Source organism: beta proteobacterium MWH-UniP1 (assembly GCA_036362785.1).
GTDB lineage: Bacteria > Pseudomonadota > Gammaproteobacteria > Burkholderiales > Burkholderiaceae_A > Lacustribacter.
Genome location: CP143625.1, coordinates 1,991,062 through 2,007,744 on the forward strand (window position 1 = coordinate 1,991,062; position 16,683 = coordinate 2,007,744).

Sequence of the window (16,683 nt, forward strand, 5' to 3'; positions counted from 1 at the left end):
AAGGCTTTCCCATGCCCCTAAGCCGCTCCACCTCCATGCTGGTGGCAGGCCTGCTCTATGCCTGCGGCATTGTGGTGATTTCGCTCACACCATTACAGGACTGGGTCTTTATTCCAGAGCCACCCTGGGGCTTTTTGTTTTTGCCGTGGCCCCGCTATTGGACTGGCTTTGATGTGTTGGTCAATGTGTTGGCCTATATTCCTTTGGGGCTATTACTTGGGCGCGGGCTCAGCCTGAAACTTCGCTCGGCGCAACAGCGTGCGCTTAAGGCTGTGCTCTTTTCTCTGTTATTGGGGGTGTTGCTTTCTTTGGTAATGGAAGGGCTACAGACCTATCTGCCGAGTCGGCGTCCGCAGTTGTTGGATGTCTTGGCCAATGGTTCGGGCACCTTGATCGGTGGTTTTTTTGCAGGGGCGTATGGCCGCAACAGGATTAGTTTTCATTTCAACGAAACTCGGCCAATTGAAATCGGTGGCGCAATGCTTTTGGCGGTTTGGCTTTTGGCTCAAGCCGCACCCCAGCAAATCTGGCTCGCCTTGGGGGATATTGGCCTGCAAGTCGATTGGAGTCGTCAGATTCCGAGTGAGGTGGACTCTTTTGCAGCACAGCGCACACTTGCCGAGGCCCTGTGTGTTGCCTCTGCCATGCTGAGCTGTGCACTCATTTGTCACCTGACGCTGCTCGAATCATCCCGTTGGTTCCCAAGTTATCAGCCACGCCATTGGGCCATAACACTGATTACTGTGGTGGTCCTCACGCTTGGCATACGGGCCTGGTGGATCTGGGCCCTGTCGACACCAGGGGCACTTGAAGCTTGGTTTAATGCAGGCGCGCAGGCGGGGCTGGTGTTGGCTATTTTGAGTGGCTATGGCCTGGCTGGTGCCAGGCCCACTCAACAACGCATCGTTGCAATTGCTGGGCTTGCCGTCACCCTCATGCTGGCCAATAGCCTGCCCGAAAACGGCTATGCCGCAGAGACCTTTGCCGCATGGTCCAGGGGGCGGTGGTTCAACCTGCAGGCGCTGGCGAATCTGGCAGCCGCTTTGTGGCCTTTCGCGGCGATGACATGGCTGGTATTTGTGCTCACCAGAAAATCTGCCAGAAGCCTTGATCGCCGCCTGGGCAAACCCGGGATGCCAGGCCTATCACGATAAAATCCGGCCATGAGTTACTTTGAAAAACATGTCTTCTTTTGTGTCAACGAACGGGAACCGGGCGCTGAGTGCTGCAGCGCCTGCGGTGCCAACGAGATGCAGGCCTATGCAAAAGAGCGCATTAAAACCTTGAAAAAAAACGGTCCTGGCAAGATTCGAATCAATCGTGCGGGCTGCCTTGACCGCTGCTCAGAAGGCCCTGTCATGGTGGTCTACCCAGACGCCGTCTGGTATCGCTATGTGGACCAGGCAGACATTGATGAAATCATTGACGAGCATTTACTAAATAACCGGCCTGTCGAACGGTTAAAAATTTGAACTCTGCAACCCAACGTTTTTTAATTCCCGGGCCAGCGGGCGCTCTTGAGGCCGCTCTGGATTTGCCCGCCAAAGATGTGGCTATTCAGGGGCTATCGGTTGTTGCACACCCGCACCCATTGTTTGGCGGCACACTCGATAACAAGGTGGCTCAGACCATTGCCCGAGCATTCGTCAATCAAGGCATGATTTGTTTGCGGCCAAACTTTCGCGGTGTTGGCAAGAGTGAATCCATTCATGATCACGGCCAAGGCGAAGTGGAAGATCTCTGGGCCGCATGGGATTGGCTGCTCTCGCACTATCCCGATGTTGGTGGCAAACGCTGGATGGGCGGGTTTTCTTTTGGCGCGGTCATGACCACCCACATTGCCCACGAATGGCCCCAGCACCCGATCACACAAGATCAACCTGAACTCAGTCGTGTCATCTTGGTGGGCCTTGGCATTGCCGATGAGCGTCGCGCACCCGCACCGCTCACGGCCGCAGCCCGCCTGATTCATGGAGAAGAAGACGAGGTGGTTAGTCTTAAAAAAGTTCTGGATTGGGTCGCGCCACAACAGCACCCTGTGTTGGTCATGCCGGCAGCCAGTCATTTTTTCCATGCAAAGCTGCCTTTTTTGCGGGACTGCATTACACGATGCCTGCTGGCCTAAGCATGCGATTGATCAACGCTGCATTTCACGCTGTCCGCCACAGTCTGTCTGCGCTGGTGCTGATCGTAGCTTGCGCATCAACCGCCCTGGCACAGAGCCAAGTGCCCGCCCAGGGCTGGCCAAGTCCACCCAAAATTGCGGCCAGCAGTTGGATGTTGATTGACGCCACAACCGGCCAGACCCTTGCCAGCAGCAATGCAGAGCAGCCGATTGCGCCTGCCTCACTGACAAAACTCATGACGGCCTATCTCACGTTTACGGCCCTTCGTGAGAGAAAAATTCGGCTGGATCAAAACGTAGCTGCGCCGCCTGAATCGGAAGTGCCCCAGGGGGCACGCATGTTTTTGCAACCAGGTAAAAACGTATCGGTCGGCGAGCTGGTGCAGGGTTTAATCACATTGAATGCGCACGATGCGGCCCTTGCTCTGGCGAAAACCATTTCGGGTTCTGAGTCCGCTTTTGTCGAGACCATGAATAAAACTGCCGAGCGCTTTGGCATGCAGCAGACCCGATTTGTGAATGCCACTGGCGCCGGTCACCCGGATCACAAGAGCACTGTGTCGGATTTGATCAAACTGTCGATCAATCTCATCCAGGAGTTTCCCGAGCAGATCCGGGAATTTAGTCGTCGGGAGATGACCTATAACGGCATTCGGCAGGTCAACCGTAACCGGCTTTTATGGCTGGACAATTCGGTCGACGGGCTCATGACCGGAAGAAGCGAAGAGGAAGGATTTGCCATTGCGATTAGCGCCCACCGGCCCCAGCCGCTGGGCACAAAAGAGCGCATTCAGCGGCGGCTCATTGCGATTATTGTCGGGGCCAAGACTGAAGAGGTTCGGGCCCAAGAAGGGTTAAAACTTCTCAACTTCGGCTTCCAACAATTCGATGTCCTGCGCTTATTTAGGGCAGACGAGGCCAGCGAAGCGATCCCCGTCTACAAAGGGGTTGCGGGCAAGGCCAGGCTTCATTTCCAGCGAGATGTGCTGGTAGCGCTCCCCCGGGGCCGGGCCGAAAATATTCGCACCCAGCTCGATCGGCCCCAGGCCCTGCTGGCCCCAGTCACTATTGGCCAGCAGGTTGGCCAACTTCGTATCTGGCTGGGGGACCAAGAGATCCACCAGGTGGCGGTCACCGCTGCCGAAAGTGTTCGACAGGGGGGTCTGCTGGGCCGAGCCATCGATACCCTGCGACTTTGGTGGCATACCCTCAGCGTAAACCCCTAGGATCGGCGACAATCCTTTCTTTCCCGCCCAAGGGCGGCAGGCTTTTTTCAATTTTCCGGACAGATCATGATTCAAGGCATTCAAGGCAACCCAACGGTCTACCTCAACGGCGAGTGGCTTCCATTGGCCGAGGCAAAGGTCTCGGTTCTGGACCGAGGCTTTGTGTTTGGCGATGGCATCTATGAGGTTGTGCCCTCGTATAGCCGCAAGCCCTTTCGCCTGGAGTCCCATCTTCGCCGCCTGCAACGCAGTCTTGCTGCAGTCCGCATCAAATCACCCTTTGACCATGACCAATGGGCAGCCTTCTTTCAAGATGTCATCGCCCATAACGACGGCGAAGATCAGTTTGTGTATGTGCAGGTGACTCGCGGCGTGGCCAAACGTGACCACCTGTTTCCATCGCCCGAAGTTAGCCCGACTGTCTTTGCCATGTCGACTCCGTTTACCCGGCCAGGGCCGGATCTGCGAGAAAAAGGCCTCTCGGTCGTGAGCTTGCCTGACGAACGTTGGCTTCACTGCGACATCAAGGCGGTGGCTTTACTGGGCAACGTTTTGGCCCGCCAGGCAGCCGCTGATCGCGGTGCCGATGAGGCCGTGATGTTTCGAGATGGTTTTCTGACCGAAGGTGCGGCCTGCAACATTTGGATTGTGAAAGATGGTGTGCTCTGTGCGCCATTAAAAAATCATCTGGTGCTAGAGGGTGTGCGTTACGGGCTGATGGAAGAAGTCGCAGAGCGGCTGGGTATTCCCGTTCAAATCCGGCGCATCCGCCATGCTGAAGTCACGCATGCCGATGAAATGCTGATCACATCAGCCACCAAAGAAGTCTTGCCAGTAGTGCGCATGGATCAGCGCCCGGTTGGCCATCCATCACACGCTGGCCAGCCCGGCCCAATCTATCGAAAAATTCGTCAGGCTTACGACGAAGCGATTGATGCCGTACGTCTTGCTTAAGTTGTTAGTCGAAAAGACATGACGGCCCCAAGAGAATCATTAATTCAATTTCCTTGTGCGTTTCCAATCAAGGTGATGGGCGCACAGGTGCAGGGGTTTGCCGAAGCCATCAGTGCATTGGTTCAGTCTCACGACCCAAACTTTGATCCGGCCAGCATTGAAATGCGGCCCAGCCGTAATGGCAACTATCTTGGCTTGACGGTGACGGTGAATGTTGAGTCGCAATCCCAGCTCGACACGATTTATCTCAGCCTGACCCAACACCCCATGGTTAAAGTGGTGTTGTAATGCAATGGCCCATACCGCCCAACGTAAAACAATTCGCCCGGCCGACTATTTAGCAACGCTGAATGCCATGCGGGACTTCACCGAGTCCCGCACCGATCAAACGCCAGACGAACTCTGGCAGGTGGAACACCCCGCGGTCTTCACACTCGGACAGGCCGGTCAAGATCGGCACGTACTGCAACCTGGCAACATTCCAATTGTCCGCACCGAACGCGGCGGGCAGGTGACCTATCATGGTCCTGGTCAGGTGGTGATCTACACGCTGTTGGATATTCGGCGCAGGGGACTGTTTGTCAGAGATACAGTCTGCCGGCTAGAGCAGGCCATCATCGACACCTTGACCCACTTTGGCATTGCTCATGCGCAACGCAAGCCGAATGCCCCAGGGGTTTATGTCCCCAATTCCGCCGCAACTCATGACAACGACCGCCTGTGGAAAATTGCAGCGCTTGGCCTGAAAGTAAGCCGTGGCCGAACCTATCATGGCGTGGCACTCAATGTGGCCATGGACCTTGAACCGTTTTCACGCATCAACCCCTGTGGCTATCCGGGTCTAAGAACCGTTGACATGGCTACAATGGGTGTTGATGCCAAGTGGCAAGATGTTGCTGATCAACTGTGCGATCAGATTGATCGACACTGTCAGACATAAGGTCTTTTATACCGTGTACGACCCAAGCAAAAAACAAAAAGGCGCAGAAAAAACTTCCCGCATTCCAATCAAGGTAGTGCCTGCAGAAATTCTGCCCAAACCCGAATGGATCCGCGTCAAAGCGGCCGCAACGTCTTCGCGATTTATCGAAATCAAACAGATTCTTCGGGAACACAAGCTTCACACGGTTTGCGAAGAGGCCACCTGCCCCAATATCGGCGAATGCTTTGGCAAAGGCACCGCCACTTTTATGATCATGGGCGACAAATGCACCCGTCGCTGTCCGTTTTGTGATGTTGGCCATGGCCGCCCAGACCCGCTGGACCCAAACGAACCCATCAATCTTGCCAAAACAATTGCTGCACTCAAACTCAAATATGTGGTGATCACCAGCGTGGATCGGGATGACCTGCGTGACGGTGGCGCCCAACATTTTGTGGACTGCATTTTGGCAGTGCGTGAACAATCGCCGCAAACCCAGATTGAAGTCTTGGTCCCCGATTTTCGTGGCCGCCTCGACCGTGCGCTTGCCATTTTGAAAGCGGCCCCGCCAGATGTCTTGAACCACAACTTGGAAACCGTGCCACGTTTATATAAAGAGGCGCGGCCTGGGTCGGACTATCACCACTCACTCAAGCTGCTGCAAGAATTTAAAGCAGTGGTCCCTGGCGTTCCCACCAAAAGTGGCCTCATGGTTGGGCTTGGCGAAACCGACGACGAGATTTTGGAAGTGATGCAAGACATGCGTGACCACGGTATTGATATGCTGACGATCGGTCAGTATTTGGCGCCATCGAATAGCCATCTTCCAGTGCGCCGGTATGTGCACCCCGACACATTCAAAATGTTCGAGGCCAAAGCAGCCGAGATGGGCTTTAGTCATGCGGCTGTTGGTGCCATGGTGCGGTCGTCTTACCATGCCGACCAGCAGGCACATCAGGCTGGGGTGCTGAACCCGGCCTGATTTGGGTTTTTGATGCGCAGGGCTTTCAATGCGCCCAGCGCGTGGATGTCGTGACCTAGCTGAGTTCGCGGGCCAGAATTTTTCTAAGCTCGCTAAAGTTGGGTTCGCCAACGTAACGCTTAATAATTTTTCCATTGCCGTCCACCACAAAGGTGGTGGGTGTCACGGCCACATCACCATAAGCCCGTGTCCAGGTATTGTCTTTGTCGTGAATCACTTGAAAAGGCAGGCCGCGGTCTTTCACAAAAGTCTCAATGTATTCAGGCCGGTCATAGCTCATGGCCACCGCAACCGTTTGAAACCCCTTGGCGGCAAACTCTTGGTGAATGGCCACCAGGTCTGGCATTTCTTTGACACAGGTGACACAGCTGGTTGCCCAGAAATTCACCAGATAAGGTTTGCCCTTTAGCGACGCCGGGGTTACCGCCTCGCCGCGGATGGTTTGGCCCGACACCAAGGGTGCCGGCTGGGCCCGCAGCATCCAGGCCGAGCCCGCCGCAATCACCGCGACAATTAAGAGCAAGACCAATAAAGGAAGCTTGGACCGCGATTTATTTTGAGTGTTTGAATTCATAAATGGCATTATAAGAACATGAACTCCATTGACCTTCATATCGAAGGCATGACCTGCGCGGCCTGCTCTAGCCGCATTGAAAAAGTACTGAACAAAATTCCCGGCGCCCATGCCGAGGTGAGCCTGCTCGAACATCGGGCCCGCGTGACTGGCCTGACCACGGACGAGGCCATTGCCGCTATTCGGCGTGCCGGCTACGACGCCTGGCCCGCCCGGGCACCGGGCCAACCGTCTGTCTCTAACGGCCAAGGTGTGTCTGATCTGACCTTGAGCCGCACTGAACAGTTCCGGCTCTGGCTGTCGATGTTGGCCCTTGTTCCCATGCTCATTGAGATGGGAGGCATGCTCTTGGGTCACCCCCATTTAATTCCCTTAGATCTGCAATGGGCATTGGCCACCGTGATGCAGACCTTCGTGGCCTGGCCCTTTTATGTCAAAGCGTGGCGTGCGCTTCGTGTGGGCAGCGCCACCATGGAAACGCTGATCACCCTTGGGACTGTCTCCGCTTATCTGTGGTCTTTATTCGGCTGGCTGTCTTTGGATCGCAGCGCTGGTCATAACGCATCGGGTGGGGTGTTTTATTTTGAAACCTCGATTGTGGTGTTGGCCATGGTTCGGATTGGCCGACATCTGGAACAAAAGGCCCGGCAGCAGGCATTAGATGCTTTGGCAAAACTTGCGCACCTTGATGCTGCCCCTGTTGAGCAATGGGTCCATGGTCAATGGGTGGCCACGCCCCCCAACGAGATTGCGGTTGGTGAACGAATCCGCTTTCATCCGAACCAGGCGATCCATCTTGATGCGCTGATCGTAGAGGGGCAGACCGAAATTGATGAGAGCAGCTTAAGTGGCGAGAGTCGGCCCGCGGTGAAGGGGCCGGGGGAGATGATTTTCGCTGGCTGCACGAATCTTTCGGGACAAATCATTGCCACGGTTAGCCAGCCGTTTGATCAATCCCGTCGGGCCAAAATTGGCCAACGAATTCTCTCGGCGCTTTCGTCTCGCGCCCCCATCGCCGCAATGGCGGACCGTGTGGCAGGTGTTTTTGTGCCAATAGTGATGGTGATTGCGGTGATCACTTTTTTTGGCCACTGGGTTAGTCAGGCCGAGAGCAGTGTTGCGCTGGCCAATGCGGTTGCTGTCTTGGTGGTGGCCTGTCCTTGTGCCTTGGGTCTTGCCACACCTGCAGCGATTGCCACTGGGCTGGCCCGGGCCGCGCAATATGGCTGGCTTTTTCGCAGTGCAGATGCGCTACAGCGTGCCGCCGAGGTTGACCATGTGGTGTTTGATAAAACTGGAACCTTGACATCAGGCCGCGCAAAACTCATTGGGCTTGCAGAGCGCCAGGCTCAAGCCAATGACTTAGCACCAGCCGGTGATAAGGCGTTGTTTCGCACGGTTGCGCTTGACACCCACCAAGGCGAATCGCCGTGGCCAGAGTGGCTTTCCGATGCGGCGGGTGCTGAGCGCGGTATTGAACATCCTTTGGCTGGTGCCCTGCTCTCTTACGCTGCAGGCCGCCCGATTACAGCATGCCAACTGATTCACAACACTCCCGGACAAGGCGTTTATGCACGCAGCACTACAACGCCACCCCGTGACATTCATGTGGGTAAGCCAGGATGGATCGCACCCCCACCCGAATCGCTTGCACAGCACCACCCCGCTGCAAGCGCGATTGATGTCTGTATCAATCAGCAATGGGTTGGCCGGCTATGGGTCGCCGATAGTCTTCGCCCGGATGCCGCACCCGCCATTGCGCTGCTGCAAGCCGATGGCCTGCACACCAGCATCTTGAGCGGTGATCGAGAGTCTGCGGTAGCACGCATTGCGGGTTTACTGCGCGGTGTTTCGTTTGTTGGCGGGCAGAGCCCAGAAGCCAAAGCAGAATTGTTAGACCAATGGCGGTCAGAAAAGAAAAGGGTGGCCATGGTGGGCGATGGCCTCAACGATGCAGCAGCGATGGCCCATGCTCACCTGGGCATTGCCATGGCATCGGGCGCGAGTCTGACACTAGAAACGGCTGATCTCACCATTTCGCACACTTCCCCCCTGCTGGCGAGCGCTCAAAGCCTTGGCTTGGCACGCGCAGTGCTGCGCCGGGTAAAAGAAAACCTAGTATTTGCATTCGGGTTTAATGCGCTTGCCATACCGCTGGCGGCATTTGGCGCCTTAACACCTGCGGTTGCTGGCGCTGCCATGGCGCTCAGTTCTGCTGCCGTCATGCTCAACGCAACACGGCTTCTTACCTGGACACCACGTGCGCACGCATAAAATGTTTTTTAGAACAGCACGATCATTTGAAACGGAATAGCTCTTATGACACCAACTCAAAGCACATTTCACATTGATGGCATGACCTGTGGCGGCTGTGAAAAATCAGTCAGCCGAACGATCTTGTCGTTCGATACCGTTGCCGATGTCAGCGTGGACCGAAGCCAACATCAGGCGGTTGTTTCTTGGAAAGCGGGGTTATCGGATCAGGCCATGCAGGCCGCAAGCCAGCAGATCTGCCAAGCAGTTGAGGCGGCCGGCTTTGACTGCCGGCCGATTTAAACCGAATTAACGAATTGGCGTGACCACCGTGCCGGCGTCATTCGTTGGGGCGACCGCCGCCTGATTGCCTGCCGGCGGGGTTGATGACGTTGGCGCAGTCTTGGCGGGTGCTGCTGGTGCTGGCGCTGCTGGGGCCGATGGCGCAGCAGTGTTGTTGCCCCCCGTCTGCAGCTGCATTCTTGATAATTCCGCCTCGGTAATAATTTCAAACGCCCGCACGACTCGGCGCACACCCGACACGCGAGAAGCGATATCTGCTGCACGGGCAGCCTCGCGCTCAGTCACAATGCCCATTAAGAAAACGGTGTTGGACTCGGTAATGACTTTGATGACATTGGCCTGCACATCTTTGGCTTCCAGCAACGAGGCCTTCACACGAGTGGTCAATACCGTGTCCGTGCCGTAAGTGCGGATGGACGGTACTGGCCCAACAATGACTTCGTTAAGCACAGAGCGCACGTTATCAATGCTGCTCACGATTTTTGCGGCCTCTGCTTTGACATTGGCATTGGGAACGTAGCCCGTAATCAAGGCGGTTCGATTAAAGCTGACCACGCTGAGGGAAATGTTGTCTGCTTTGAACTGTTCACGGAAACGATTGAATGCTTTTAATTCAATCGACTGATCTTCTGCCTGCGCACCCGTTGTTCGCCGATCCGAAACCGACAAGGCCCCCACGACCACACCTGTGGCCACCACCGGAAAGCAGCCCGTTAATGTGACTGCCGAAGCACCAAGCACACAGGCGATTAGGCCGATACGGCAGCTGGTTGTGAAGCGAGACACCGAAGAAGAAAAGTTTTGCATGCCAGTTCCTTTTATGGGATGCGGGGATTATAGGGCGGCCTATGCTGAAAATGCATTGGCAATCCACCGTAGTTGTTCACCGTCAATCGTGACAAGATCCAATCGGCAGGCTGGTTCCCGGGCAAAGTGCTGGGCCTGAAGCCATAAGGCAGCGGCCCGCCGAATTCTGGTCTGTTTGGCCAAGCCCACCGAATCGGCCGCGGTTCCGAAGGCGGATGGTGCACGGTATCGGACCTCGATAAAGGCAATGATTTCTCCGTGCCGCATGACCAAATCCAGCTCACCCACCCGATAGCGCACATTGCGGGCCAGTAGCACCAGGCCCTGTGCCTGCAGATAGGCCAAAGCCCGGGACTCCATTGCCGCCCCCTGACGCTGGGCATAAGTTCGGCGAGAATGGCGGGATGTCAACGCGTTCATTTCCGCCGGGATTGTATGTAGCCGCAACGCCGCTCGGCCATTTGGGCGATATTAGCCAACGCGTGCGAGATGGCCTGAGTGACTGTGATGTGATCTACGCCGAGGACACACGTCGGGCACAGATGCTTTTATCTGCGCTTGGTATTGGCCGGGCCAAGGGCAGTATTCGGGCCCTGCATGATCACAATGAGGCACTGGTTAAAGATCAGGTGATCACCGATATCCAGGCTGGCCAATCGGTTCTTTTGATTTCAGATGCGGGTACCCCAGCGGTCTCTGACCCGGGTTATTTGGTGGTTGATGCCGCATGGCAAGCTCAGGTGCCCGTGTCTCCGCTGCCAGGGCCCAGCGCTGTGATTGCGGCCCTGAGTATCTGTGGATTTGCGAGATGGCCCATGAGCTTTTGGGGCTTTGCCCCAGTGAAATCAGCAGCACGCCAAGCCTGGCTAGAAACCATTCGTAACGCAGGCGGGCTCGCTGTGATTTTTGAAGCACCCCATCGGGCGGTCGATGCCCTGGAAGACTGTGCAAAAGTGTTTGGGCCAGATACCCCCATGCTGTTTGGGCGTGAACTCACCAAGCAACACGAAACTCTGCTTCGGGGTTCGATTCAAGACGTGCAGCTGAAAATCAACGCCATGCGTGAGCAAGACCCAGGATCGGCCAAGGGCGAAATGGTCTGGGTTTTTGATTTGGGCGAAAAACCAGTCACAAGCGCTACACAAGAAACACTCGAAGCCTGGGCGGCCACACTGGCCAGTGAAATGCCAGCATCCAGCGCTGCCAAGTGTTTGGTGAAAATGCTGGGGGTATCGCGAGATGCTGCTTATCAGGCTGTGCTAAAGGCAGGCCCAAAAAAATAAAACGTGGCACAACGCCTGCTGGCCACGTTTTAGTTCGCTGTTGTTTTACAGATTACTTCGTTTTTCTCTCGCGGGCAATTAGATAATCCACCACCTGCAAGGCACGGGCATGGCTGCCCCCCACCATGGCTGGTGAAGTGACATAACGGCCATTGATGCCAAACATGGGCACACCATCCACCTTGTAGCCCGCTGTTAGCGCATTGGCCCGTTTTTGCTGTGTCTGAACACCAAAGGAATTCCAGGTAGATTCAAACTTAGCCACATCAATGCCCTGCTTTTTAGCCCACTCTGAAACTTCCATCAGCATGCCCATGGCATTGCCACGCTGATGGATCTCATCAAACACTCGCGGGCCGAGTCGGTCGACCTGCCCCAGGGCCTCTAGGGTGTAAAAAATCTTTTGGTGGGTGTCGCCACGAAATGCCACGTGGACTTTCTTAAACGCCACATCTGAACCAAGGCTGGCCTTCCACTTCGCGAGATGCGGCTCTAAGTGATAACAATGCGGACAGGCGTACCAAAAGAATTCGAGCACTTCGATCTTGCCAGCACTTGAAGTTGGCACAGGCTCGCGAAGCAGCCGGTAATCAATGCCTTCATCAGGCTGCTGCGCCTGCGCAAACACAGATTCCATTCCCACCAGGGGCGATACTGAAGCTGCCGCAAGGGCCAAAGAAAAACGACGTCGATTCATGGCAATAAAGTTTTTAATTTGGGGCGGCGTTAACCCGCACGACTGTGGAGTCAATACCGTTTTCTGACACACGGGCTTTGCTTTTGTTCAAATCTTCGATCGAACCGTATGGGCCAAGCCGCACACGAAAAATAGTGCCGCCGTCGCGCTCGGCCTGCGTTACCCGGGCCTCAAAGCCAAGAATGGCCATACGGGCGCGCATCTGCTCGGCGTCTTCTGCCGAACGGAATGCGCCCACCTGCAATAAATAAGTCATGCCGGTGGGGGATAAGCCCTTGGTCTCAAGGCCTGCCTCGGTGGGGTTTTCGGTCTGGCCAGCGTCTTTTGATAACAAGCCCTTGTTGGGATCAACGGGCTCTTCTGCCTCGACCATGCCCTTGGGCACCTTGGTCTTGTCTACCGCTGGCCGTGTTCCAACCCGATCGACGAAAGGCAAAGGAGACTGGGTGATGTAGAGCGCAAGCGCTGCGGCAAGCAAAAGGCCGAGTGCCAAGCCCGCCATAAACGGGTTGGCTTTTAACCAGGCCGCCTTAGATGGCTTGGCCCTGGGGTTTGGAATGGCGCTAGGACGCATGGCTTGTGGCATCAAAAGAATGGGAAAACTCTACCACTACATCCGGTTTGGCGCTGAGACTCCCAAAAGGCCCAGGCCCTGACGCAAGACCGCACCACTGGCCGCCAACAAGAGCAATCGGGCCTGACGCAAATTGGCGTCATCGACCAAGACCCGCTCACTGTTGTAAAAGGCATGGAAGTCCGCAGCCAAATCGCGCAGATAAAACGCCATCAGATGCGGTGAGAGTTCGGAAGCAGCAGCACTAATCACATCTGGAAATTCTGACAGGCGATTTAAAAGTTGCTGCTCACGCGGTGCAACCAGCAGCTGCTTCCAGCTAGGCTGAGTTTTGCCCGCGGCTGCCAACACGGCGGCTGCATCGGTTCCCGCCTGGGCCAAGACACTACAGATTCTGGCGTGGGCGTATTGCACGTAATACACCGGGTTGTCTTCACTTCGCGACAAGGCCAGATCCACATCAAACACAAACTCGCTATCGGCCTTGCGTGAGACCAAAAAGAAACGCACTGCATCGCGGCCACGCTGCTCGTCAACCGCAACCATTGCACCGCCTGCATCGTCAATCTCTCCTGACCAGGTGATGAGATCACGAAGTGTCACGTAACTGCCCGCCCGCTTAGAAATTTTGACTTCCTGGCCACCACGCATCACGGTCACCATCTTGTGCAAGACGTAATCGGGAAAGCCTTTGGGAATACCGATATCAAGGGCCTGCAGGCCGGCCCGCACACGGGCCATGGTGCCGTGGTGGTCCGACCCCTGGATGTTGATGGCCTTTTGAAACCCACGCTCCCACTTAGTCACGTGATAAGCCACATCGGGCACAAAATAGGTATACGCACCATCTGATTTGCGCATGACACGGTCTTTGTCGTCACCGAAGTCGGTTGTTCGCAGCCACAGGGCGCCGTCTTGCTCATAGGTGTGGCCACTCTTGATTAAATCCTGAACCGTGCTTTCCACGCGGCCATCAGAGTAAAGCGATGACTCCAGGTAATAACGATCAAAGGCCACGCCAAAGGCACGCAGATCTAAATCTTGCTCATGGCGCAGATAACTCACGGCAAATCTTCGAATCGCTTCCAGATCATTCACGTCACCATTGGATGTGACTGGATCGCCATCGACTGCCTTAGTAGTGGCCTTCTCGACATAGGCTGCTGCAATTTCAGCAATATAGTCCCCACGATAACCATCAGCGGGAAAGGCAGGATCGTCGGGATTCAATCCCTTGGCGCGAGCCTGCACAGAAATGGCCAGGTTATTAATCTGGGCGCCAGCGTCGTTGTAATAGAACTCTCGCGAAACATTTACGCCAGTGGCTGCGATCATGGCGGCCAGCGTGTCGCCCAATGCGGCCTGTCGGCCATGGCCCACATGCAGGGGGCCAGTGGGATTGGCGGACACAAACTCAATCACCACCCGCGGTGCATTCGGCGCCAATGGGGTGATGCCGAACTGATCAGGCGCCTGGGCGATCTGGGCCAGCACCTGAGCGCGGGCCGCCGCCGTCAAACGGAAATTAATAAAGCCTGGCCCGGCAACCTCGATGTCTTGAATCAAGTCGGCGACTTCAGGCATGGCTTTGAGCGCTGCCGCTAAGGCCTGGCCGATCTTGGCGGGCGGCATGCCCAGGGGCTTAGCAAGGCGCAGTGCAAGATTGCTGGCAATGTCGCCATGTTCGGGCTGGCGGGGCTTTTCAAGGCTTGAAGTGCAGGCCGCAATGTCGGCCGCGGACAGGGTCTTGTCGGCCTGTTGGGCCACGGACTGCAGGGCCGCGGCAAGGAAATGGGCAAGTTGGGAGCGTTGGGAGGCAAGCATTTGGTCCGGATTTTACCGCGGAAACTTTTTACCTTGTAATTTGAATATTTAATGTTCAAAATACGATGATGATTAACCGAAAATCTTTGCCATTGGTTGAGCGTGCGTTACAGCAGCAGCCCGCTGTCGCACTACTTGGGCCTCGCCAATCCGGCAAGACCACCCTTGCCCGGGAAATCGCTCGTCACCGAAAAAACGCCCTGGTTCTTGATTTGGAAAAAAACTCCGATCGAGCCCAGCTCACGAATCCAGAACTCTTTTTTGCCAGGCATCGCAATGAGTTAATTATTCTGGACGAAGTACAGACGATGCCGGACCTATTTCGTCATCTGCGCCCCGAGATTGATGCGCACCGGGTGCCGGGAAGATTCCTGTTGCTAGGCTCAGCTTCCGGTCAGCTGCTTCAACAATCTTCAGAATCCTTAGCGGGGCGAATTCGTTACTTGGAGCTCGCCCCTTTCTCCATATATGAAATGCTAAGACCAGATGAAAAAGCGCCAGAAACGACAGCAAAGCTTTGGCTGCGGGGCGGTTTTCCACCGAGTTTCTTGGCGGACGACGATACGGCGTCTTTTGCTTGGCGGGAAGATTTTATTCAGACATTTTTAGCACGCGATTTACCAAGCTTAGGCATTACAACACCGCAAGAAACCATCCGACGACTTTGGCAGATGTGTGCCCACTTACATGGTCAAATGCTCAATGCTTCTCAGATGGCGCTCGCCCATGGTGGCATATCTCATACATCGATTCGACGTTACATCGACTGGTTGGTAGACGCTTTCATGCTTCGGCGGCTGCCACCTTATCTCACCAACGCTGGTAAACGGCTGGTCAAGTCACCCAAGATTTATATTCGCGATAGCGGTTTGCTACACGCTCTATTGGGTATCAAGAACTTAGACGGTTTAAGCGGCCATCCAATTGCCGGATTCTCGTGGGAAGGCTTTGTGATAGAGCAGCTTCTTGGGCAACGCTCCCCATCTGCCGTGGCCGGTTTCTATCGCACATCGGCAGGTGCGGAACTTGATCTCGTGATTGAAGAGTCTGGCAAAAAAACAGCCTACGAAATAAAGCTCTCGACATCGCCCAAGCCAACGAAAGGGTTTTGGAATGCCTGTGAAGATCTGGGTGTGCATCAGGCGTTTGTAGTTGCGCCTGTTCAGGCCGCCTACCCGATAGCGGCTAATGTAGACGTGGTTCCACCGTTCGAGATTTTCAAGTAGCCTTTTGTTCGCGCAAAAAACTAAGAGCGATCCCCTAATACTCTGGGGCAGTTTACGGGGAATCCTGATTTTTATTGGGGTGGTGGTCTCATCCCGCGGGATAGCGAATTGGGGTTTGGCGCGTCTGGCAGACGCCAAAAACCACGTCGAATCGCAGCATTATAAATCGTGTAAACCTATCTATTAACCTCTCAACCCCTAGAAACACCCTCGAAAGAAATGGCGAGTCAGCTCAAGAGAAGAATTGCCCGGGCTCGTTTGGTTATTGTTAAGGCGAAACAGCATGCATTTTAGGGCCGCATCCAATCGCTATCGTGATTAAATGTAAAAACTCGCCTGGCTAAATAGCTTTCTACAGAAATGGAAATTTGCGGCTCAAAGACTATGGAACTTGATATCTCTAACCTTAAAGACTGGGCTTATTTAATTGGTCTTTTTATATCCGTTTACTTCTTTGCACACAGACTTAAGATCGACACAAAATTTGCAAGTTACCGCGAAACTGTCTCTTACCTTGAAAAGAGAAACGAAAAGCTGGAGAACGCTTGGGAAGCAATCTATAAAAATCTAAATGATGATAAAAAGTTAAAAACCTTTTTCAATGAACTTGATCTAATCGCGCTTTTAGTGCTTAGAAAAGGTTTTGATGAAGAGCTCGTCTATAACTACTGGTGGAAATTTTTTTATCAGCCAATTTACGTACCAGAGATAAAAGTCTTCATCGAAGATCAGCAAGCCAAAGACAAAGCAGCCTATGAAAATTACTTAAAGTTAGTAAAAAAGTGGGAAAAACAGATCAAGAGGGAGCTAGGCTATCGTTAACTAACGTGAGTTCAAATTGGTTCGCCTTACTTCGCCTGGGATTATCCGCAGTAAAAAAGTCTAAATGTGCTGCGTACGTATATTGACTTTTGGCTAAGCATCTGACATCGT

General features: G+C 54.6%; 19 protein-coding genes. 13 read left to right on the top strand and 6 right to left on the bottom strand.

Annotated elements, in window-relative coordinates:
- Positions 1–11: 11 nt before the first annotated feature.
- From AOB54_09855 to lipA, 8 genes are all read left to right on the top strand, one after another.
- Positions 12–1,154, top strand: coding sequence for a VanZ family protein (locus tag AOB54_09855; protein ID WVN41755.1), 1,143 nt, complete (start codon positions 12–14; stop codon positions 1,152–1,154).
- A gap of 9 nt (positions 1,155–1,163) precedes the next feature.
- Positions 1,164–1,472 (top strand): NAD(P)H-dependent oxidoreductase subunit E, encoded by a 309-nt coding sequence (locus AOB54_09860; GenBank protein WVN41756.1) that lies wholly within the window; start codon positions 1,164–1,166, stop codon positions 1,470–1,472.
- A complete protein-coding gene (locus tag AOB54_09865) occupies positions 1,469–2,125 on the top strand; it encodes a CocE/NonD family hydrolase (protein WVN41757.1) in 657 nt (218 codons plus the stop codon). Before AOB54_09860 ends, AOB54_09865 begins: the two co-directional genes overlap by 4 nt.
- Positions 2,110–3,351, top strand: a complete 1,242-nt coding sequence (locus AOB54_09870; protein WVN41758.1) for a D-alanyl-D-alanine carboxypeptidase family protein — start codon at positions 2,110–2,112, stop codon at positions 3,349–3,351. The genes AOB54_09865 and AOB54_09870 overlap by 16 nt, the downstream gene beginning before the upstream one ends.
- Before the next feature lie 66 nt (positions 3,352–3,417).
- Positions 3,418–4,305 carry a D-amino acid aminotransferase gene (locus AOB54_09875; protein WVN41759.1) on the top strand — a complete coding sequence of 296 codons (888 nt, stop codon included), beginning with the start codon at positions 3,418–3,420 and terminating at the stop codon, positions 4,303–4,305.
- A gap of 18 nt (positions 4,306–4,323) precedes the next feature.
- Positions 4,324–4,593: a DUF493 family protein gene (locus AOB54_09880; protein WVN41760.1), complete on the top strand. Its 270-nt coding sequence runs from the start codon at positions 4,324–4,326 to the stop codon at positions 4,591–4,593.
- A 4-nt stretch (positions 4,594–4,597) separates the two neighbouring features.
- The gene (lipB, locus tag AOB54_09885) at positions 4,598–5,245 is read left to right on the top strand and encodes a lipoyl(octanoyl) transferase LipB (GenBank protein WVN41761.1); all 648 of its coding nucleotides are present in this window, start codon (positions 4,598–4,600) and stop codon (positions 5,243–5,245) included.
- 13 nt (positions 5,246–5,258) lie between these two features.
- Positions 5,259–6,209, top strand: a complete 951-nt coding sequence (gene lipA / locus AOB54_09890) for a lipoyl synthase (protein WVN41762.1) — start codon at positions 5,259–5,261, stop codon at positions 6,207–6,209.
- Between the two features lie 55 nt (positions 6,210–6,264).
- Here lipA and AOB54_09895 read toward each other — a convergent pair whose 3' ends face one another.
- Positions 6,265–6,783 (bottom strand): TlpA disulfide reductase family protein, encoded by a 519-nt coding sequence (locus AOB54_09895; GenBank protein ID WVN41763.1) that lies wholly within the window; start codon positions 6,781–6,783, stop codon positions 6,265–6,267.
- Between the two features lie 18 nt (positions 6,784–6,801).
- Here AOB54_09895 and AOB54_09900 point away from each other — a divergent pair, with 18 nt between their 5' ends.
- Both AOB54_09900 and AOB54_09905 read left to right on the top strand, forming a co-directional pair.
- Complete coding sequence (locus AOB54_09900) at positions 6,802–9,057, top strand: cation-translocating P-type ATPase (protein ID WVN41764.1); 2,256 nt, start codon at positions 6,802–6,804, stop codon at positions 9,055–9,057.
- A gap of 45 nt (positions 9,058–9,102) precedes the next feature.
- The gene (locus AOB54_09905; protein WVN41765.1) at positions 9,103–9,339 is read left to right on the top strand and encodes a heavy metal-associated domain-containing protein; all 237 of its coding nucleotides are present in this window, start codon (positions 9,103–9,105) and stop codon (positions 9,337–9,339) included.
- A gap of 6 nt (positions 9,340–9,345) precedes the next feature.
- Here AOB54_09905 and AOB54_09910 read toward each other — a convergent pair whose 3' ends face one another.
- Positions 9,346–10,146 (bottom strand): BON domain-containing protein, encoded by an 801-nt coding sequence (locus tag AOB54_09910; protein WVN41766.1) that lies wholly within the window; start codon positions 10,144–10,146, stop codon positions 9,346–9,348.
- 39 nt (positions 10,147–10,185) lie between these two features.
- Positions 10,186–10,566 (bottom strand): YraN family protein, encoded by a 381-nt coding sequence (locus AOB54_09915; GenBank protein WVN41767.1) that lies wholly within the window; start codon positions 10,564–10,566, stop codon positions 10,186–10,188.
- Here AOB54_09915 and rsmI point away from each other — a divergent pair.
- Positions 10,551–11,429: a 16S rRNA (cytidine(1402)-2'-O)-methyltransferase gene (gene rsmI / locus AOB54_09920; GenBank protein ID WVN41768.1), complete on the top strand. Its 879-nt coding sequence runs from the start codon at positions 10,551–10,553 to the stop codon at positions 11,427–11,429. The two genes, AOB54_09915 and rsmI, sit on opposite strands and share 16 nt — an antisense overlap.
- Before the next feature lie 52 nt (positions 11,430–11,481).
- Here rsmI and AOB54_09925 read toward each other — a convergent pair whose 3' ends face one another.
- Genes AOB54_09925 through argS form a run of 3 tightly spaced genes read right to left on the bottom strand, consistent with a single transcriptional unit; the run spans position 11,482 to position 14,524 of the window.
- A complete protein-coding gene (locus tag AOB54_09925) occupies positions 11,482–12,126 on the bottom strand; it encodes a thiol:disulfide interchange protein DsbA/DsbL (protein WVN41769.1) in 645 nt (214 codons plus the stop codon).
- A gap of 13 nt (positions 12,127–12,139) precedes the next feature.
- A complete protein-coding gene (locus tag AOB54_09930; GenBank protein WVN41770.1) occupies positions 12,140–12,700 on the bottom strand; it encodes an SPOR domain-containing protein in 561 nt (186 codons plus the stop codon).
- A gap of 36 nt (positions 12,701–12,736) precedes the next feature.
- Complete coding sequence (argS, locus tag AOB54_09935) at positions 12,737–14,524, bottom strand: arginine--tRNA ligase (protein WVN41771.1); 1,788 nt, start codon at positions 14,522–14,524, stop codon at positions 12,737–12,739.
- Between the two features lie 65 nt (positions 14,525–14,589).
- On the opposite strand from argS, the gene AOB54_09940 reads away from it, so the two are divergent.
- On the top strand, positions 14,590–15,750 hold the full coding sequence (locus AOB54_09940) for an ATP-binding protein (GenBank protein ID WVN41772.1): 1,161 nt from the start codon (positions 14,590–14,592) through the stop codon (positions 15,748–15,750).
- Positions 15,751–16,134: 384 nt separating this feature from the next.
- Positions 16,135–16,572: a hypothetical protein gene (locus tag AOB54_09945; protein ID WVN41773.1), complete on the top strand. Its 438-nt coding sequence runs from the start codon at positions 16,135–16,137 to the stop codon at positions 16,570–16,572.
- Positions 16,573–16,683: the final 111 nt, after the last annotated feature.